An 18,617-nucleotide genomic window follows, 5' to 3' on the forward strand; every position below is an offset into this window, starting at 1 on the left:
CAGCTTGTAGAGAAAGTGGGTGTTTTTTCTCTACAAGCTTTTTTTGTTCTTGTATTTTCGAGATATTCAATTATTTTTTCATCCTAAATAAATGGGAAAAAGACTCCCTTACACCTAGTCCTGTCTGTCCAGGTGTAAGGCAATCTTCTTCATGTTCTGGCAGGCCGTCGTGAGTAGCACCTGCTCGGCTGCCTTTTGTATTCCCCTCAACCGGCAATAACGAAGCCCATGCAGTTCTTTTGAATCTGCGAAGCTTCGTTCAACTTTCTCTTTTCTAAATTTGTATAGTAATTTTCCTTCCGATGATAAGCGGTTCAGACGGATTTGATCTTTATGTTCCTCCCAAACATGGCGGGTGACCACCTTTTGATGATTTTTAGACCGGGTACATTTTTCCAAGAGAGGACAGGCCGCACACTTTTTCCGATTCGATTTATATTCCCTGTAGCCATCACGGCTTGTGGTGGAATAGCTTAATGTTTCTCCATTGGGGCAGATATAGACATTATGTTCTGCGTCATACTTAAACTTCCATTTTGGAAATAACCCTTGTGTTGGATGATACCTGCGATGGGCAATGACCCCGAAAATACTCCGGTCAAACAAGCCTTTACAAATAGGGTTTGTCAGGTATCCAGAGTCTAGTGCTACGGCTTCCACTTCAAATCCAAACCTTTTTATTTGGCGGTCCAAACGTTCAAGATAGGGAACAGAGTCATGAACATTTCCAGGAGTGACAAAGGCATCCGTGATAATATTAAATTTCATGTCTGTCGTACGGTGGTCCAAATAGCAGAACATCTCTTGTTTATTGTCCCGGGACATGAATCCACTGTCAGGGTCTGTATTACTTTTTCGGATCTCTTTTGTTTCCTTCACTTCCCTTCGAGCCTTTAAAGGCTTTTTTCCATGCTTTTTCCGATCTTCTTCTATAGCTTGATTTAAATCTTCTATGTAATCACGTGTCTCCACTTTAACGACTTCTTTTGTATATTTATGTTTGTTCGCACTGGCCTTTAAGTGGGTAGAATCAGTAAATAGCGCTCTCCCGCCAACCATACGGTGGTTGATCGCTTGAAGAACGATTTCATCAAAGACCTCTTGGAAGATGTCTGTATCTTTGAAACGATTACACCGGTTCCAACTGATAGTAGAGTGATGAGGAACAGGGTCGGATAACCTCAATCCCAAAAACCAACGGTAAGCAACATTCGTTTGAATTTCCCTTTCCAGCTGGCGTTCCGAACGAATACCAAAAAAATAGCCGATGAACATCATTTTAAACAGGATCAATGGATCTAACGAGGGACGGCCGTTATCTTCACAGTAGTAAGGTCTAACCTTCTCAAGAATAAAAGAGAAATCAATATGCTTATCAATTTTTCTCAGCAGATGGTCTTCGGGAACTAAGTCTTCAAGACAAACAAATTCCATCTCATTTTGAATACTCGATCTTGTATGAAGCAATTTCATCACCGCCATTTTTGTTATCTACATTATAACAAATTAACATGACAATATTTATATAATTCAAAATATCGAAAAAGCTGTCGAGGGTTTCTCGACAGCCTGAGCAGCCTGACAAGGCTGCTTTTTTTAGTGGAAAACGCTCACAAATCATGTATAATGGAATTATCGGAATGAACAGGAAGTGTATGGAAATGTTGTCAATTGGAATGGATTTGACTATTGAAGCGGATAAAAGCGGGATTGCAAAAAAATTCAAGAGTAAAGTGGCCGATTTGCATGAGCAGAAGCTGTTCATCTACTATCCTCTAAGTATTGCGGATAACAAACCGGTGTTTTTGCCTGTTGGGTCAAAGGTCATGGTAAATTTCACTTGTGAAAACTCAGATGTATATTCGTTTGAATCGGAAGTCATGGGTCTGCAAAAAAACACTGTTCCATTACTTGAATTATTTTTGCCTGAGGAAAAATTTTTCAGTAGAGTGCAGCGCCGTGAATATGTCAGAGTGTATGCGGCGGTCCGTGCCACCCTCGATTTTCCAGAATCATCCCAAAAATTCACCTCAGTAACAAGCGATATCAGTGCTGGAGGGTGTGCAGTCACTTTGCCGCCTGATACCGAAATAGAGCCTGGTGAATCCGGGACTATTGGACTCTCACTTCAGATGGAATCTGGGGAACAATTTCAATTAACTCTTTTATGTAAAGTAATTAGAATATTCCAGAAAAACAAAATTGACCTTATTTCTCTCAAATATATAGAGCCATCCCATGCAGACCAGCAGCTGCTTACCCGTTTTTGTTTTGAAAAACAGCTGTCCGACCGAAAGAAAGGCTTGCGTAACTAAACAGGAATAAAATTCCCGTTTTTTTACATACTAAGAAAAAAACGAGGAATGAACTATGCTTGAAAGAATCCTTTATAAACTGATCGTTTTCCACCTTGTTATCCTCATTATTGTTCAAGGTTTTTTTAAGCAGACCCCCATTGTGAAAAGTTTGAATAAAATTTACTTGTATGAAGGGGTAGGTGCAGACATCGAAGAAAAAAAGCTGGATGTTTTTGACCATCAATGAAGGCAATTCTCCTGTATTCATTTTTATTTGAATAAGAAAATCAATGCCATAGTCTGTTTCCAATTATGGTAGAATAAGTGGTGGTATATAAACAGACAAGCAGGTGAAAAGTTTGACAAAGAAAATTAGTATAGCCATTGATGGACCGGCAGCGGCCGGCAAAAGCACTGTGGCGAAAATTGTCGCAGAAAAACTCTCATACATATATATTGACACAGGAGCCATGTACAGGGCATTCACCTTAAAGGCATTGATGGAAGGGACGGATATCCATGATGAAGCGAATCTGTTCCTACTTCTAAAAGACACTAATATAGAGTTGATGCAGGAAAGCGGCAGCCAGTCGGTCTTCCTTGACGGGAAAGATGTCACTAAAGAAATTCGTGAATCGAATGTGACGAACAGTGTTTCCGTTATAGCTGCTCATGGATCAATTCGTGAAAAAATGGTTTACCGGCAGCAACAACTGGGTAAAAAAGGCGGAGTGGTAATGGATGGCAGGGATATAGGCACGAAAGTATTGCCGGATTCCGAGTTGAAAGTTTTTCTTTTGGCAAGTGTTGATATACGTGCTGAGCGCCGTCACAAGGAAAATTTGGAAAAAGGCTATCCTTCTGATCTCGCTCAATTGAAGGAAGAAATTATCCTTCGTGATAAAAGTGATTCAGAAAGGGAAGTATCTCCACTAAAAAAAGCAGATGATGCTATTGAAATAGATACTTCATCACTCTCTATCGACGAAGTGGCAGCACGTATCATTGCCTTGGCGGAAGAAAGGATCGAAAAGCTGTGACATTTTATCATTTTGCTAGATCAGTGGTTAAAACCATCATAAGACCACTCTACAGAATTGAAGTGATAGGGCTAGAAAACTTTCCGGAATCTGGTGGAGTCCTTTTGTGTACGAACCACATTTCTAATTTGGATCCCCCTGTTGTTGGCATCACTTGTCCACGTCCGGTTTCTTTTATGGCAAAAGAAGAGTTATTCAGGGTGCCAGTCCTTAAAACGATCCTGCCTAACGTCAAGGCTTTTCCGGTTAAAAGAGGCATGAGTGATAGAGGGGCCTTAAGGAAAGGATTGTCTTTGTTGAAAGAGGGGGAAGTCCTAGGCCTGTTTCCTGAAGGTACACGCAGCAAGACCGGGAAAATCGGAAAAGGACTTGCTGGTGCAGGATTTTTTGCCTTACGGTCCGATGCTAAAATCGTACCGTGCGCAATCATAGGTCCTTATAAGCCATTCAGAAGGTTGAGAGTCGTTTATGGCAAACCGATTAATTTTACAGAGATAAAAGAAGAAAAAATCTCTGTAGAGGATGCCACCCAAATGATAATGGATGAAATAAAAAAATTAGCCGACACTCATCAGGACTGACGTGTATTGCTTGACAAAGAACCTTATTTGTAAGAAGTTAATAACAAGATGAATTTATAAAATGTGAGGCTTTTTCATTTCTTTCCAAATGAATTTGAGAGGAATGGATTCTTGCACGATTTCATTAGCTGGATAGGAGGAGTAAACAGTGTCAGAGGATATGAACAATATTGAAGTGGAAACATTTACTGAAGGTGAAAAAGTAAAAGGAACTGTTACTAAAATCGAAGAAAAGCAAGTGCTTGTGGATATTGAAAACAGCAAGCTGAATGGAATAATTCCAATAAGCGAACTTTCCAGTCTCCATGTGGAAAAAGCATCTGATGTAGTGTCCGAAGGAGACGAACTTGATTTGATTGTTACAAAGGTGGAGGAAGATCTCCTTGTCCTTTCCAAACGTAAAGTAGATGCTGAAAATGCATGGGAAACATTGGAAAAGCGCTTCGAAAATAATGAAGTGTTCGAAGCAGAAGTGAACGAGGTGGTCAAAGGCGGCCTTGTTGTTGATTTAGGGGTTCGCGGATTCGTTCCTGCCTCTTTGGTGGAAGACTATTATGTCGAGGATTTCAGCGGCTACCAAGGAAAGACGCTCTCCTTTAAAATTGTGGAACTTGAAAAGGACAAAAATCGGCTAATCCTTTCCCACCGTGCGGTTATTGAAGAAGAGAAAGAGAAAGAGAAAAAGGATCTTCTTGAAAAATTGGAAGTCGGACAAACAATGAAAGGGACCGTTCAAAGAATTACGGATTTCGGTGCGTTTGTTGATATCGGCGGAGTCGATGGATTGGTGCATATTTCCCAGCTTGCCCATCATCATGTTGAAAAACCTTCGGATGTTGTAAGCGAAGGTGATGAGGTAGAGGTTAAAGTCCTTTCTGTAGACCAGGACAATGAAAGAATTTCCCTCTCCATCAAAGAGACTCTTCCTGGCCCATGGACTGACATTGCAGAAAAAGCCCCCAGAGGAGCGATTCTGGAAGGGACTGTGAAGAGGCTTGTATCATTCGGTGCATTTGTGGAGGTCTTTCCTGGAGTAGAAGGGCTTGTTCATATCTCACAAATTTCCCATAGACATATTGGAACGCCTCATGAGGTTCTCCAAGAGGGGCAGACTGTGAAGGTAAAGGTGCTTGATACGAACGAGCAGGAGCAGCGTATGTCCCTAAGTATGAAAGAACTGGAAGAGGATCATTCACAGCAGGAATACGAAGCTCCGGAAGAAACAAAAGGATTCCAGCTTAGTGATATGATTGGCGATAAGTTGAAAGACTTTAATAAAGAGTAAAAAATCCGACCTTCCGTTTTTGACGGAAGGTCTTTTTCTTGATATAAACATTTTAAGTAAATGTTCAGATTCGAAAGCGGATTTTGTTCGCAGGCCGAAATGAATCTAGGAACTGTACTATTGCAGCTTGACTCTCCGGCATTCATATGATTAAACTTTCATTTTATTTCCCATAATGGAAAAAATGGAGGTGATTTTTATGCCGGGTATTTTATTTTTATTTATGGCTTGGGGAGTATGGATCACAGCTACATTTATTTTAGATAAAAAGGAACCTTTACGCCTTCCTGCTGCAATGGTGTCATTGATGCTGATCATCCTTCACCCCAAAACACTAACAATATCTTTTTTTCAAATCGGCGCGTCTTCTTTTATTCTTATGTGTTCGGCTTATTTGCTCGTATATCAGGGAACATGGTTAAAAAAGATTTATTTGTTTTTTTCTGTTATGATCATAATGTTTGGATATGTTGGATTTTATCTCCTGGAACTCTATGACCCGGTATGGGTGCTGGTTGACCGGAAATTCTTGCTGTCCATAGGACTATTCTGTATTGGATGGATATTGTATCCTGCCTCCATTCAATATAGGTGTGCCGCTATTGTTATTGGATCGTTGCAGGGAGAAGTGTTCTTATCAATTTTTTTATCTAAGTGGAAGATCCCCTATACGATAGGTTCAAATGATTACTTAGATGTATTTGCCTTAACAGTTTCTGCTTTTTTTACAGTCCATACGGCGGGAAAGATTCTACTTGCAGTCAAACGGAGTATTGAGGGAAAATTCAAGGGGAAAAAGCAAATGGTTCATTAACAGTGCATGATAATTGCTTATTTAGCTTAAGCTTTTTAAATAAACGAAGAAACGTCCTTTTCTACGATCAAGTTTCATACCTTTTGTTATTGGCGCATGGTATTACACTGTGATACGATTAAAAAGAATTATAGAGGGATATATGCCTGGCTTAATACCGGCATGAATGTATAGATGATTAAAATGTTTGAAGCGAGTGATGAAAATGGCATTACCGACAGTGGCTATTGTCGGCAGACCAAACGTTGGAAAATCAACTATTTTCAACAGGGTAGTCGGCGAAAGAGTTTCTATAGTAGAAGATGAACCCGGAGTAACGAGGGATCGTATATATGGGACTGGAGAGTGGTTGACAAACCGGTTTCATGTCATAGATACGGGCGGAATTGATATCAGTGATGCCCCTTTTCTGGATGAGATCCGACAACAGGCTGAGATTGCAATCGAAGAGGCGGATGTTATCATCTTCATTGTTAATGGTCGTGAAGGAGTCACTTCTGCCGATGAAGAAGTGGCAAAGATCCTGTTCCGCTCAAAAAAACCGGTCGTGTTGGCGGTGAACAAGGTAGACAATCCAGAAATGAGAGCTGATATTTATGAATTCTACTCATTGGGTTTTGGAGAACCATATCCTATATCAGGCTCCCACGGTTTGGGGCTTGGTGACATGCTGGATGAGGTAGTTCATAAATTTCCTGAAAGTAAGGGAGAACCGTATGAAGAGGATGTTGTGAAATTTTCCCTGATCGGCAGGCCGAATGTTGGGAAATCATCCTTGGTGAATGCTCTTCTTGGAGAAGAAAGGGTGATTGTCAGCCCGGTTGCGGGAACAACCCGCGATGCCATTGATTCGGTTTACAGATATGACGGACAGGATTATGTCATTATCGATACCGCGGGCATGAGAAAAAAAGGGAAGGTTTACGAAAAGACGGAAAAGTACAGCGTATTAAGGGCTTTAAAGGCTATTGAGCGTTCCGATGTTGTGCTTGTTGTTTTGGACGGGGAAGAAGGGATACGTGAACAGGACAAAAGAATAGCGGGCTATGCACATGATGCAGGCAGAGCGATTATAATTGTCGTTAATAAGTGGGATGCAGTCGAAAAAGATGATAAAACGATGAGGAAGTTTGAACAGGAGATCAGAGATCAGTTCCAATTCCTTGATTATGCGCCAATCGTCTTTTTGTCGGCAAAAACACGCCAGCGTCTTGGAACGTTGTTACCGGCTATCCACATGGTCAGCGAAAACCATTCCATGAGAGTACAATCGAGTATATTGAACGAAGTGATTTTGGATGCCGTATCAATGAATCCTGCGCCTTCTGATAAAGGACGGAAGCTTAAAGTCTATTATGCAACCCAGGTTGCAGTGAAGCCTCCTACTTTTGTTGTTTTTGTAAATGATCCAGAACTCATGCATTTTTCATATGAGAGATTTCTTCAAAATACTATCAGGCAAGCTTTCACTTTTGAAGGCACTCCTTTGAAGATTATTGCACGGAAGAGAAAATAATCAGGAAACGGGTGAAAGATTTGGCAGAATATAAAAAGAAAATTGCCTTAATTGGTGCTGGGAGCTGGGGGACGGCATTGGCACTGGTGCTCGCCGATAATGGTCATCAAGTCAATTTGTGGATGCGTTCCAAAGAACAACAGGCTGAAATAAATAATCGCAGGACCAACCATAAATACTTGCCTGGAATTTCCCTCTCGGACAATATTAGAGGCTTTAACGCTTTGGAAGAGGCCCTCGAAGGTACTGATACTGCAATCATTGCAGTCCCGACCAAGGCAATCAGAGAAACGATGAGGAATATCATCAAGTTGATCAACGAACCAATGACGTTTGTTCATGTCAGCAAAGGCATTGAACCTGATTCACTTAAAAGAATATCAGAAATGATTGAAGAAGAGGTTCCGGCAGATCTGTTAAAAGCTGTTGTCGTCTTATCAGGCCCAAGCCATGCCGAAGAAGTTAGTCTGCGTCATCCGACAACCGTTACGGTTTCTTCAAAAGACATGGCTGCTGCGGAAAAAGTTCAGGATTTGTTCATGAATCAGCACTTTCGCGTATACACAAACCCCGACTTGCTTGGCGTGGAAATAGGGGGAGCGTTGAAAAATATCATTGCTCTTGCGGCGGGCATATCTGACGGTCTCGGTTATGGGGATAACGCTAAAGCTGCTCTGATCACAAGAGGATTGGCTGAAATTTCACGTCTCGGTACGAAAATGGGAGCGAACCCGTTAACATTTTCTGGCTTGGCGGGAATCGGGGATTTAATTGTTACATGTACAAGCGTACATTCCCGAAATTGGAAAGCCGGCAATATGCTTGGAAAAGGGCATAAACTTGATGAAGTCTTAGAAAGTATGGGGATGGTTGTTGAGGGAGTCCGCACAACGAAAGCTGCCCATCAGCTTGCTCAAAAATTTGAAATAAACATGCCCATTACAGAGGCGCTGTATCATGTATTGTTCAATAGTATAAATCCGAAAGAAGCAGTTGATCAATTGATGCAGCGTTTAAAGAAGAACGAAATGGAAGATTTGGTGGATATATTGAGTGAACAAATGGAACAAAAATAATCAACTAGGCATACGATGATGCGTTATTTATAAAATTCCATATGCTGTTAGAGAGAACATTCGCATAACCGGGGGACAGGGTATTCATTGTCTTCATTTCTTTTTTGAAGCAAAAATATTGCTTCATTTTTTTATGGAGGATAGCTATCAGCGTGAATGTGCTATAATAATTTCGATTGTTTACTCGGTAATGGAGGGGAAAAAATGTCTGTATCAATGCAAAAAATGTGGATTTCCATAGTGGCAATGGGACTGTTGGCTCTTGCAATGTTGACTATCTACATAAGCCGTTTCAAGTTGAAAAACGGTTTTTTTAAGGTGACAACGGCCCTGGCTGCCTGGGCATTTATGATAATTGGCGGGCTACTCATGCTCTTTGTTGTTTTGACAGGACCGACGAATTGAATTGAAGCTGCCGCCATAATAGACAGATAAGGAGTGGATCACTCAATGAAAAGATGGATGGCAGGATTATATTTTATATTAACTGCATTGCTATTAAGCGGATGTTTTTATCCGCAGGATCGGAAAGTTGAAAATAACATACCATATGAAGAACAAATCTCAAGTGTTCAAAAATCCGTAGAAAAATTCCAGGAGGACAGTGGAGGATTACTGCCGATAAAAACAAAAGAAGCGGACACGCCTATATATCAAAAATACCCGATCGATTTTAATAAACTGACTCCGCAATATTTGGAGGCGCCTCCGGGCAACGCTTATGAAAGCGGCGGAGTATTTCAATATGTCTTAATTGATGTGGAAACTAACCCGACGGTGAAAGTTTTTGATTTAAGGCTGGCGGAAAAAATCAATGAATTTTATATACGGATCAAGGCACAGGGCTACCCGCCATTTAAAGAAGAAATTGCGGATAATGTGTATTCGCTTGATCAAAAAAAATTGGGTTATAAAGAGGAACAGTATTATATTTCACCATATACAAACAATAATTTGCCTTTTGTGATTAACGGTAAAGGTGAAATATATGTTGATTATATTACTGATCTCTATCAAGCTCTGAAAGATGAAAAAAATAAAAAGTTTTCACCCGGGGATGATATAAGAAAGGCACTCTATGAAGATTCCCCTATTGTGCCTGCGTTTTCGATGCCCTATACAGTCGATGAAAACAATGAACCTGTTTATATGGGGAAATAGTCATAATCCTTCTTCTGCAAAATATACTGTGGAAGAAGGATTTTTATTATTGAAGTTATATTTGATTAGGACAACATCATACAAATATATTGACTTTGTAATATACGGGCATGGGATTATGTTGTCCCTTGAACTTAAAGTTAGGAGGGAATCTCTTGGAAAAGGTGGATATTTTTAAAGATATCGCAGAAAGAACGGGCGGGGATATTTATCTGGGGGTCGTTGGGGCCGTCCGAACAGGTAAATCCACGTTCATTAAAAAATTTATGGAGCTCGCCGTTTTGCCTAATATAAAAAGCGAAGCAGACAGGGCCAGGGCACAGGATGAACTGCCTCAAAGCGCAGCCGGAAAAACAATCATGACGACTGAACCTAAATTTGTTCCGAATCAAGCAGTTGCCGTCCAAGTGGATAACGGATTAGAAGTGAATGTCCGGTTGGTTGACTGTGTCGGATATACTGTACCCGGTGCTAAAGGATATGAAGATGAAAATGGACCGCGGATGATTCATACACCATGGTACGAAGAGCCAATCTCCTTCCATGAAGCAGCCGAAATTGGTACGCGAAAAGTAATTCAGGAGCATTCAGTTCTGGGAATTGTGATTACAACCGATGGTACAATTGGGGAAATACCAAGAAATGACTATGTAGAGGCAGAAGAGAGGGTGATTGCTGAACTTGATGAAGTCGGGAAACCATATATTATGGTCTTGAATTCTTCAAGGCCGCATCATCCAGAAACTGAAACTCTACGAGTTCAACTTGCAGAGAAATACGATATTCCCGTTTTAAGCATGTCGGTGGAAAATATGAGGGAACAAGACGTGCTGAACGTACTAAGAGAAGCGCTCTATGAATTTCCTGTGCTTGAAGTTAATGTGAACCTGCCAAGCTGGGTAATGGTACTAAAGGAAAATCATTGGCTCAGGACTGATTATCAGGAGGCGGTAAAAGAAACTGTCAAGGATATAAAAAGACTCAGAGATGTCGACCGCGTTGTCCAGAGCTTCAATGATTTTGAGTATATTGAAAGTGCCGGGTTGGCAGGAGTTGATATGGGCCAGGGGATTGCTGAAATAGATTTATTTGCACCAGATGAGCTCTATGATCAGGTGTTGACAGAAATTGTCGGGACAGAAGTGAGAGGTAAAGATCACTTGCTGGAGATGATGCAGGAATTTGCCGATGCCAAAAGGGAATATGATCAAATATCCGATGCTCTAGTCATGGTAAAGCAGACAGGTTATGGGATTGCCGCTCCTTCCCTGGAGGATATGAGTCTTGATGAACCGGAAATTATTAGGCAGGGGGCACGATTTGGAGTTCGGTTGAAAGCGGTCGCTCCTTCTATTCATATGATTAAGGTCGATGTCGAATCCGAATTTGCTCCCATAATAGGGACTGAAAAACAAAGTGAAGAGCTTGTCCGCTATTTAATGCAGGATTTTGAGGACGATCCCCTTTCTATTTGGAATTCTGATATATTTGGTAGAAGCCTAAGTTCACTTGTACGAGAAGGCATTCAGGCAAAACTTGCCATGATGCCTGAGAATGCACGCTATAAACTAAAGGAAACATTGGAAAGAATCATCAACGAAGGGTCCGGCGGTTTAATCGCCATTATTTTGTAAAGATATTCTATGAAAATGATCAGAAAAATTCAGAAAAAATGCTTGTAAATATGGAAAAAGACGCCGAAATGAAAGTAATTCGGTGTCTTTTTAATTATTCCGCTGTTTATTCTTGCTATCATTATTTGATTATGATAATCTTTTAAGCAGAAATGCTCCTTGAGCATTGATTCAAAAGCATTTCTTACGATTTCTGGCATGGATAATGTTTAGAAATCTGAAAATTTGATTACACATGTAATAGAAGTGGTAAAAGTAGTTTATCCTTTTGGAGGAGGTGAACAGAATGAACAAAACAGACTTGATCAATTCAGTAGCTGAAGCAGCAGAGCTTTCTAAAAAAGATGCAACAAAAGCTGTAGAAGCTGTATTCCAATCTATTCAGGATACACTGTCAAATGGCGACAAAGTTTCCTTGATCGGTTTTGGCAACTTCGAAGTACGTGAGCGTGCTGCCCGTAAAGGCCGCAACCCTCAAACAGGTGAAGAAATTGATATCGCAGCAAGCAAAGTGCCTGCATTCAAGCCAGGTAAAGCTCTTAAAGACGCTGTGAAATAATTACATACATTGTTTGAGTGTCTAAAAAGGAATTGCCTAATGGCGATTCCTTTTTATTTACCCATCATATATGTTAATATTGCTCTATTAGTGTTTTATTTTAGCGGGAGGCTTATACATGGGTAAATTTGATCGTAAGCAAATTGAAGAAGCGGTTCGAATGATATTGGAAGCCATTGGAGAAGATCCCAACAGAGAAGGATTGCTTGATACTCCGAAGCGGGTAGCTAAAATGTACGAGGAAGTTTTTGCAGGAATCAACATTGATCCGGAACAATATTTTGAGACAATTTTCGGAGAGGATCATGAGGAACTAGTACTTGTAAAAGATATACCATTTTACTCATTATGTGAACATCATCTTGTTCCCTTTTTTGGCAAGGCACACGTAGCCTATATACCAAGGAACGGTCGGGTAACTGGATTAAGCAAACTGGCACGTGCCGTTGAAGCGGTGGCGCGCCGTCCACAGCTGCAGGAACGCATCACCTCGACAGTAGCGGATGCCATTATGAAAAAGTTGGAGCCTCATGGTGTTATGGTCATCATAGAAGCAGAACATATGTGTATGACAATGCGCGGTGTGAAAAAGCCTGGTTCCAAAACAGTTACATCGGCTGTGAGGGGGATCTTCTTGAAGGACAACCAATCCCGCAATGAAGTTCTGTCATTGATTAAGCAATAATTTTTGAGGTGAAGGAATGAAAAAGCCGAACAATCAAAATGAGTATGTTGTAATCAAAGCAATCGAGAACGGGGTAAACGTGATGGGATTGACAAGGGGAACTGACACTCGCTTCCATCATGCAGAGAAACTTGATCAAGGGGAAGTGCTCATTGCCCAGTTCACGGAGCATACTTCAGCCATAAAAGTCAGGGGAAACGCAAAAATTTTTACAGCATTTGGCGAAGTGGACAGTGAAAAAAGCAATTGATATTGAATTCATTGCATAAATACAAAAGAGCGCTTGCGCTTTACTTATGATATAATGAACAAATTGATGTGGGAATTAAAATGCAAAGAAATGGGGATTACGGAAATGGCTCTATGTTTGTATGAACAAAAGACGGATTCGATAAGAAAAATGGTAGAAAGTAAAATGTACAACCATTTTCTTTTTAATCATATCGAATCACCGAAAATAGACGATGACCGTATCCTTATGCTGTTAATTGCTATGGAAGATACAGGGATCCCCGTTGAGAGATACAAGCATCAAATCACTTCTGCCATCCTTGTTCAAATAGCGCTCGATATACACGACAAGGTTACACTTCAGCAGAAAACACTAACGGAAAGGCAGCTGTCTGTGCTTGCGGGAGATTATTTCAGCGGTTTGTATTATCAAACCCTTGCGGAAATTGAAGATATGGATTTGATCAGGACCCTTGCCAATGCGATTAAACTGATTAATGAATATAAAATTTCAGTCTATAGGCTGGATGTGTCTGATATAAATGCGTTTATGGAAGCTTTCAAAAGGATTGGAACTACTGTCATCGATAAATTTTGCCATCATTTCCAATCAACTCGGTACATACAACTTTTTGTAGAACTTTTATTTTTAAAACATCTGCTTGCGGAGATGCAGAAATTTAGCAAGGGCCGGTACTCAATACTTTTTGAAGGCCTTAAACATTTCTGTCTGCCTCAAAAAAAGTCCATTCCTCTATCTGATCTGTCCCAGCGCGACCAACATTCCCTAAGAGAGATATGTTCGCGCTTCATAGACCAAAGTAAAAAAACGATGATGGAAGAATTGTCACGTGCTCCAGAGCTGCCGGGCATTCTTTCTGGGCGCATAAGGGAATTAACTATCAATTATAAGCATTTAGCAACATAATCAGTCGGAAGAAGGTCTCGAAAATGCAGTCTAAAGAAGAACGAGTACATAATGTATTCGAGAAAATACACAAAAATTATGACAAGATGAACTCAATCATCAGTTTTCAACAGCATAAAAAGTGGCGGAAGGTTACAATGGAAAAGATGAACGTCCAAGAAGGAAGCAGTGCTCTTGACGTTTGCTGCGGAACCGGTGACTGGACAATTGCCCTTGCAGAGAGAGCAGGGAAAGAAGGCCGTGTTGTAGGGCTTGATTTTAGTAAGAACATGCTAGCCGTTGCCAAAGAAAAAATGGAACAAAAGGGCTTGGAACAAGTAACTCTGATCCAGGGTAATGCGATGGAGCTCCCATTTGATGATGACAGTTTTGATTTTGTAACGATAGGCTTCGGACTTCGTAACGTACCTGATTACATGCAAGTGTTGCAAGAAATGTTCCGTGTAACAAAACCGGGCGGAATGGCTGTTTGCCTGGAAACGTCCCAACCGACCCTCCCGGTATTCCGGCAAGTTTATTATACATATTTCCGTTTTCTTATGCCGCTGTTCGGAAAAATCTTTGCCAAAAGCTATGAAGAGTATTCATGGCTTCAAGAGTCTGCACGGGACTTCCCTGGTATGGACGAGCTTGCTCAAATGTTCTGGCGTGCCGGATTTGTCGATGTCATTTATAAGCCTTTCAGCGGGGGAGCTGCTGCAGCGCATATCGGCATCAAGCAGAAATTAGATTAACTGGGTGGAAATTTTATGAAACTGACTTGGCTTTATAGGAATTTTAAATCTGATCTGGATTTAATTGAAAACGAGTTGGAAGAAGCTGTCTCTTCTAATTCTGAACTGGTGCAGAATGCATCACTCAAGCTGCTTAAAGCAGGCGGCAAACGGATACGCCCGGTGTTTGTATTATTGTCTGCGAAATTCGGGGATTATCGTATTGAGACAGTCAAGAATGTAGCACTTGCTCTTGAATTGATTCATATGGCATCTCTCGTTCATGATGATGTTATCGATGATGCCGATATGAGACGAGGACTGCCTACGATCAATTATATATGGGATGATCGAGTTGCCATGTATACCGGGGATTACATTTTGGCAAGGTCATTGGAATATATGACGGACATACCCAATCCGTTGGTACATAAGAAATTATCCAAAACTATTGTTGAAGTTTGCATTGGGGAGATCGGGCAGATAAAAGATAAATACCGGTTTGATCAGTCGTTAAGGGATTATTTAAGAAGAATCAAAAGAAAAACCGCCCTTCTGATTGCTGTCAGCTGTGAACTCGGCGCCATTGCAGGACAGACCGACGCATCTATATATCGCCGACTGTACAGGTTCGGTTATTTTATTGGAATGTCATACCAAATAACAGATGATATTTTGGATTTCACTTCTAGTGAAGATGAGTTGGGTAAGCCCGCTGGTGAAGATTTGCGCCAGGGAAATGTAACTCTTCCAGCTTTATATGCTATGCGTGATCCGCATGTGAAGGCGGAAATAGAAAAAGTCAACCATGAAACCAGCAAGGAAGAAATGTACCGTATCATCAGGATGATCAAAGATTCAGGGGCCATAGAGCAGTCACATCGACTAAGTAGGAGATACTTGGTCAAAGCTCTTGACATTTTGGAAGAGCTTCCTGAAAGTAAGGCCAAAAGGCCGCTGAAAGAAATAGCAAATTATATAGGTAAAAGAAGATATTAAGCATCTTTTCAATATTTGCCAGCAGAATAAAAAAATGATATTATCTTTCTTGAGTTTTGGAAAAAAGATACTGATATTATGGCAGGAGTGACATTCATGGAAAAAACATTTTTAATGGTAAAACCAGACGGAGTTCAAAGAGAGCTGATTGGTGAGATTGTTTCAAGATTTGAAAAGAAAGGCTTCCAGTTGATCGGGGCAAAATTGATGAATATATCAAACGAGTTGGCAGAGGAGCATTACGGTGAACATAAGGAGCGTCCGTTCTTTGGCGAATTAGTAGAGTTCATCACTTCAGGACCAGTTTTTGCAATGGTATGGCAAGGTGAGAATGTGATTGCAACTGCCCGCCAAATGATGGGATCAACAAATCCTTCAGATGCTGCTCCTGGTACTATTCGTGGAGACTTCGGTGTAACTGTAGGAAAAAATATCATTCATGGATCCGACTCGCCTGAAAGCGCGAAAAGGGAAATCGGTTTGTTTTTCAATGAAAGCGAGCTTGTCGAATATTCCAAACTGATCAATAACTGGATTTATTAATATTTTACAACCGCCTGCTTCGTGGCAGGTGTTTTTTTATTTCAAATTTTGCCGGAAAGTCGTAAAATAAAGAGAACGATCGAGGTGATCCGAATGGAAATTACAGTTCAAACAGCATCAAAAAGCTATCCAATTTTTATCAAATCCAATGCTTTGGATGAACTTGCAACAGTGATCCAAAAAAACAAATTCACAAACCTTTTGATTATTACAGATGAGACAGTTGGGCGCCTGCACTTGGACACGCTGCGTTCTGCTTTGAAGGACACTGTTGATTATTCGGTGTTTACAGTCCCATCAGGAGAAGAAGCAAAACAGATGTCCGTCTTTGAATCATGTTTGACTTTTGCGCTTGAACAGGGGCTTGACCGAAAATCATGCTTCATTGCTTTTGGAGGCGGTGCAGTGGGAGATCTGGCCGGGTTCGTTGCAGCTACTTATATGAGGGGCATTTCTTTTATCCAGGTTCCGACAACAATTTTGGCTCACGATAGTGCCGTCGGAGGAAAGACTGCCATCAACCATCCACTCGGGAAAAATATGATTGGCGCATTTCACCAGCCCGAGGCCGTCATTTATCATACAGAGTTTATCAAGACCCTTCCGGACCATGAAGTGCGGTCTGGATTTACCGAAGCGGTGAAGCATGCATTGATTGCAGATCCTGTCCTTTTAAGCATGCTCATGGATAACATAATAGATTTGCATGAAATGACAGACGAGCAGTTGATTCATGTTTTGCAAAGAGGGATGGAAATAAAGGCAAACATTGTATCAATAGATGAAAAAGAGAGCGGGCTTCGAGCTGTTTTAAATCTAGGCCATACACTGGGCCACGTTATCGAATCCCACCTCGGTTATGGAAAAACGACTCATGGCGAGGCTGTCATGATAGGAATCATTTATGCTCTTCATGTCAGTAAGGAGATGCTTGGTCTATCTTTTCCCGTAGACCGGTTTGAAGAATGGGTGAAAAGGCTCGGTTATAAAATTGAACTCCCGCAAGATTTAACTTTTGAAAAAGTGTATGAGGGCATGCAGAGGGATAAAAAGACAATTGCAAAATGTCCGAGATTTATTTTGTTGGAAGCTCCGGGGAAACCTGTTTTAAAGGAAGTGGAAGAAAATTTGCTTGAAAAAGTGTATGAAGTGATGATTGAACAATCTTGAAAAAATTAATGTTCGTTATTTAACATGATTTTCAATAATAAAAAGAGGATATTTCACTTATGTTGTAGAAATATTATTAAACATTCACTTTCCCTGAAAGGACCATTTGAATGAATGATGCCGAATTGGTGATCAAATATATTGAATTACAGGATTTATCAAAGGCTGATAAAGCTTTTAACAAGGTTAAGGAATCTGGATCTCCCGAAGAAAAATTCTATCTGGCAGAGAATCTGTCACAGTATGGATTTTTGGAGGAAGCGAAGGAACTTTACGAGAGGCTGCTTGATGAGTTTCCAGAGGAAAATGAATTAAAGATCCTGCTGGCGGAACTGCTGATAGAATTGGGGAAAGATGAGGAAGCTTATCCTTATCTGGAATCGGTTGATGCGGCCGACCCGAATTATGCAGCCGCATTACTTCTGGAAGCAGATTTATATCAATCACAAGGGCTTTATGAAGTGAGTGAACAGAAGCTGCTCAAGGCAAAAGAGTTGTATAATCAAGAACCTGTGATCGATTTTGCACTGGCTGAATTATACATGTCGCTTGGCCGGTTCCTTGAAGCAGTCACTTCCTATCAAAGATTGTTAAAAGCAGGAGAGGAAACGGTAGCCGGCAATGATATATATGCAAGATTGGCTGAAGCCTATAGTGCCGGAGGCGCTTTTGATGACTCCATCCCATATTATGAGAAGTCTTTGGAAAACCATAAAGATCTGAATGTGTTGTTCGGATATGGATTGACTTCTTTTCAAGCAGGCCTTTACAAAAAAGCAAAGGATGCCTTCGAAGAATTAAAAGCGATGGACCATGAATATCACGCGCTCTATCTATATTTGGCAAAATCCCATGATCAGCTGGGGGATCTGGATAAGGCAATTGAAACAGCCGAGCAAGGATTGGCTGCTGACGAATACAATGTTGGTTTATACATTTATATTGCCGGGCTCTTGATGAAAGCTGGCCGGACAGAGGAAGCAGAAAACGCCCTTCGCCAGGCGTTGGCTGTAGACCCCGAATCAACGGAAGCAGCCAGCCTGCTTAACAAACTTCTTTTGCATCAAGAGAGGTACGATGACATCCTTGATGTCCTATCGAATCTCAGGGATGTCGATGATCCCCAGCTTCACTGGGATGCGGCATATAGTTACCAGCAGACGGAACAGTATTCAGAGGCATTAAATGAATACAAGCTTGCATATAATGAACTTAAAAACAATCCTGATTTTTTAAAGGATTATGGATTTTTTCTGATGGAAGAAGGTAAGAGCCGCGAGGGGGCAGCAGTATTCAAACGTTTAAGCTCGTTGGACCCTCTAAACGAAGAGTGGCATGAAATTATTGATCGACTTGAGGAGTAGACGTGGAATAAAAATCGCAGA

General features: G+C 40.9%; 21 protein-coding genes. 20 read left to right on the forward strand and 1 reads right to left on the reverse strand.

The features are described from left to right. Positions 1 to 114: 114 nt before the first annotated feature. Positions 115 to 1,473: an IS1182 family transposase gene (locus tag C509_RS0111840; protein ID WP_083934562.1), complete on the reverse strand. Its 1,359-nt coding sequence runs from the start codon at positions 1,471 to 1,473 to the stop codon at positions 115 to 117. 146 nt (positions 1,474 to 1,619) lie between these two features. Between C509_RS0111840 and C509_RS0111845 the strand changes: the two genes are divergently transcribed. From C509_RS0111845 to C509_RS0111940, 20 genes are all read left to right on the forward strand, one after another. Then, on the forward strand, positions 1,620 to 2,315 hold the full coding sequence (locus tag C509_RS0111845) for a flagellar brake protein (protein ID WP_083934585.1): 696 nt from the start codon (positions 1,620 to 1,622) through the stop codon (positions 2,313 to 2,315). 55 nt (positions 2,316 to 2,370) lie between these two features. Then, positions 2,371 to 2,544, forward strand: coding sequence for a DUF5359 family protein (locus tag C509_RS26125; RefSeq protein WP_018707147.1), 174 nt, complete (start codon positions 2,371 to 2,373; stop codon positions 2,542 to 2,544). A gap of 112 nt (positions 2,545 to 2,656) precedes the next feature. Beyond that, positions 2,657 to 3,337 carry a (d)CMP kinase gene (gene cmk / locus C509_RS0111855; RefSeq protein WP_018707148.1) on the forward strand — a complete coding sequence of 227 codons (681 nt, stop codon included), beginning with the start codon at positions 2,657 to 2,659 and terminating at the stop codon, positions 3,335 to 3,337. Beyond that, a complete protein-coding gene (locus C509_RS0111860) occupies positions 3,334 to 3,918 on the forward strand; it encodes a lysophospholipid acyltransferase family protein (RefSeq protein WP_018707149.1) in 585 nt (194 codons plus the stop codon). Before cmk ends, C509_RS0111860 begins: the two co-directional genes overlap by 4 nt. Before the next feature lie 148 nt (positions 3,919 to 4,066). Beyond that, positions 4,067 to 5,203, forward strand: coding sequence for a 30S ribosomal protein S1 (rpsA, locus tag C509_RS0111865; RefSeq protein ID WP_018707150.1), 1,137 nt, complete (start codon positions 4,067 to 4,069; stop codon positions 5,201 to 5,203). Between the two features lie 199 nt (positions 5,204 to 5,402). Continuing rightward, complete coding sequence (locus C509_RS0111870; RefSeq protein WP_018707151.1) at positions 5,403 to 6,017, forward strand: YphA family membrane protein; 615 nt, start codon at positions 5,403 to 5,405, stop codon at positions 6,015 to 6,017. Between the two features lie 205 nt (positions 6,018 to 6,222). Continuing rightward, positions 6,223 to 7,533 carry a ribosome biogenesis GTPase Der gene (gene der / locus C509_RS0111875; RefSeq protein WP_018707152.1) on the forward strand — a complete coding sequence of 437 codons (1,311 nt, stop codon included), beginning with the start codon at positions 6,223 to 6,225 and terminating at the stop codon, positions 7,531 to 7,533. An 11-nt stretch (positions 7,534 to 7,544) separates the two neighbouring features. Next, on the forward strand, positions 7,545 to 8,609 hold the full coding sequence (locus tag C509_RS0111880; RefSeq protein ID WP_018707153.1) for an NAD(P)H-dependent glycerol-3-phosphate dehydrogenase: 1,065 nt from the start codon (positions 7,545 to 7,547) through the stop codon (positions 8,607 to 8,609). 204 nt (positions 8,610 to 8,813) lie between these two features. After that, positions 8,814 to 9,014 (forward strand): DUF2768 domain-containing protein, encoded by a 201-nt coding sequence (locus tag C509_RS0111885; RefSeq protein ID WP_018707154.1) that lies wholly within the window; start codon positions 8,814 to 8,816, stop codon positions 9,012 to 9,014. Positions 9,015 to 9,059: 45 nt separating this feature from the next. Then, positions 9,060 to 9,770: a hypothetical protein gene (locus tag C509_RS0111890; protein ID WP_018707155.1), complete on the forward strand. Its 711-nt coding sequence runs from the start codon at positions 9,060 to 9,062 to the stop codon at positions 9,768 to 9,770. 155 nt (positions 9,771 to 9,925) lie between these two features. Next, complete coding sequence (spoIVA, locus tag C509_RS0111895) at positions 9,926 to 11,404, forward strand: stage IV sporulation protein A (protein WP_018707156.1); 1,479 nt, start codon at positions 9,926 to 9,928, stop codon at positions 11,402 to 11,404. A 286-nt stretch (positions 11,405 to 11,690) separates the two neighbouring features. Further along, positions 11,691 to 11,963 carry an HU family DNA-binding protein gene (locus C509_RS0111900; RefSeq protein WP_018707157.1) on the forward strand — a complete coding sequence of 91 codons (273 nt, stop codon included), beginning with the start codon at positions 11,691 to 11,693 and terminating at the stop codon, positions 11,961 to 11,963. Between the two features lie 118 nt (positions 11,964 to 12,081). Continuing rightward, entirely contained in the window at positions 12,082 to 12,648 is a 567-nt protein-coding gene (folE, locus tag C509_RS0111905; protein WP_018707158.1) for a GTP cyclohydrolase I FolE, read from the forward strand. Between the two features lie 16 nt (positions 12,649 to 12,664). Beyond that, positions 12,665 to 12,898 carry a trp RNA-binding attenuation protein MtrB gene (gene mtrB, locus C509_RS0111910; protein ID WP_018707159.1) on the forward strand — a complete coding sequence of 78 codons (234 nt, stop codon included), beginning with the start codon at positions 12,665 to 12,667 and terminating at the stop codon, positions 12,896 to 12,898. A gap of 54 nt (positions 12,899 to 12,952) precedes the next feature. Next, on the forward strand, positions 12,953 to 13,807 hold the full coding sequence (locus tag C509_RS23865; protein WP_018707160.1) for a heptaprenyl diphosphate synthase component 1: 855 nt from the start codon (positions 12,953 to 12,955) through the stop codon (positions 13,805 to 13,807). Positions 13,808 to 13,830: 23 nt separating this feature from the next. After that, complete coding sequence (menG, locus tag C509_RS0111920; RefSeq protein WP_018707161.1) at positions 13,831 to 14,541, forward strand: demethylmenaquinone methyltransferase; 711 nt, start codon at positions 13,831 to 13,833, stop codon at positions 14,539 to 14,541. 15 nt (positions 14,542 to 14,556) lie between these two features. Further along, entirely contained in the window at positions 14,557 to 15,519 is a 963-nt protein-coding gene (gene hepT, locus C509_RS0111925) for a heptaprenyl diphosphate synthase component II (RefSeq protein WP_018707162.1), read from the forward strand. Positions 15,520 to 15,615: 96 nt separating this feature from the next. Further along, on the forward strand, positions 15,616 to 16,062 hold the full coding sequence (gene ndk / locus C509_RS0111930) for a nucleoside-diphosphate kinase (protein ID WP_018707163.1): 447 nt from the start codon (positions 15,616 to 15,618) through the stop codon (positions 16,060 to 16,062). Positions 16,063 to 16,155: 93 nt separating this feature from the next. Then, positions 16,156 to 17,232: a 3-dehydroquinate synthase gene (aroB, locus tag C509_RS0111935; protein WP_018707164.1), complete on the forward strand. Its 1,077-nt coding sequence runs from the start codon at positions 16,156 to 16,158 to the stop codon at positions 17,230 to 17,232. Between the two features lie 110 nt (positions 17,233 to 17,342). Continuing rightward, the gene (locus C509_RS0111940) at positions 17,343 to 18,596 is read left to right on the forward strand and encodes a tetratricopeptide repeat protein (RefSeq protein WP_018707165.1); all 1,254 of its coding nucleotides are present in this window, start codon (positions 17,343 to 17,345) and stop codon (positions 18,594 to 18,596) included. The last annotated feature ends 21 nt before the right edge of the window (positions 18,597 to 18,617 follow it).

The sequence above is a fragment of the Siminovitchia fordii DSM 16014 = CIP 108821 genome (assembly GCF_000374565.1).
Classification (GTDB): domain Bacteria; phylum Bacillota; class Bacilli; order Bacillales; family Bacillaceae_C; genus Siminovitchia; species Siminovitchia fordii.

Excerpts from the sequence above, each read along its gene's own strand:
- C509_RS0111840 (WP_083934562.1), bottom strand. The coding sequence starts at position 1,473 with ATGAAATTGCTTCATACAAGATCGAGTATTCAAAATGAGATGGAATTT.
- C509_RS0111845 (WP_083934585.1), top strand. The coding sequence starts at position 1,620 with ATGTATAATGGAATTATCGGAATGAACAGGAAGTGTATGGAAATGTTG.
- C509_RS26125 (WP_018707147.1), top strand. The coding sequence starts at position 2,371 with ATGCTTGAAAGAATCCTTTATAAACTGATCGTTTTCCACCTTGTTATC.
- C509_RS0111870 (WP_018707151.1), top strand. The coding sequence starts at position 5,403 with ATGCCGGGTATTTTATTTTTATTTATGGCTTGGGGAGTATGGATCACA.
- der (WP_018707152.1), top strand. The coding sequence starts at position 6,223 with ATGGCATTACCGACAGTGGCTATTGTCGGCAGACCAAACGTTGGAAAA.
- C509_RS0111885 (WP_018707154.1), top strand. The coding sequence starts at position 8,814 with ATGTCTGTATCAATGCAAAAAATGTGGATTTCCATAGTGGCAATGGGA.
- C509_RS0111890 (WP_018707155.1), top strand. The coding sequence starts at position 9,060 with ATGAAAAGATGGATGGCAGGATTATATTTTATATTAACTGCATTGCTA.
- C509_RS0111900 (WP_018707157.1), top strand. The coding sequence starts at position 11,691 with ATGAACAAAACAGACTTGATCAATTCAGTAGCTGAAGCAGCAGAGCTT.
- folE (WP_018707158.1), top strand. The coding sequence starts at position 12,082 with ATGGGTAAATTTGATCGTAAGCAAATTGAAGAAGCGGTTCGAATGATA.
- mtrB (WP_018707159.1), top strand. The coding sequence starts at position 12,665 with ATGAAAAAGCCGAACAATCAAAATGAGTATGTTGTAATCAAAGCAATC.
- C509_RS23865 (WP_018707160.1), top strand. The coding sequence starts at position 12,953 with ATGAACAAATTGATGTGGGAATTAAAATGCAAAGAAATGGGGATTACG.
- menG (WP_018707161.1), top strand. The coding sequence starts at position 13,831 with ATGCAGTCTAAAGAAGAACGAGTACATAATGTATTCGAGAAAATACAC.
- hepT (WP_018707162.1), top strand. The coding sequence starts at position 14,557 with ATGAAACTGACTTGGCTTTATAGGAATTTTAAATCTGATCTGGATTTA.
- ndk (WP_018707163.1), top strand. The coding sequence starts at position 15,616 with ATGGAAAAAACATTTTTAATGGTAAAACCAGACGGAGTTCAAAGAGAG.
- aroB (WP_018707164.1), top strand. The coding sequence starts at position 16,156 with ATGGAAATTACAGTTCAAACAGCATCAAAAAGCTATCCAATTTTTATC.
- C509_RS0111940 (WP_018707165.1), top strand. The coding sequence starts at position 17,343 with ATGAATGATGCCGAATTGGTGATCAAATATATTGAATTACAGGATTTA.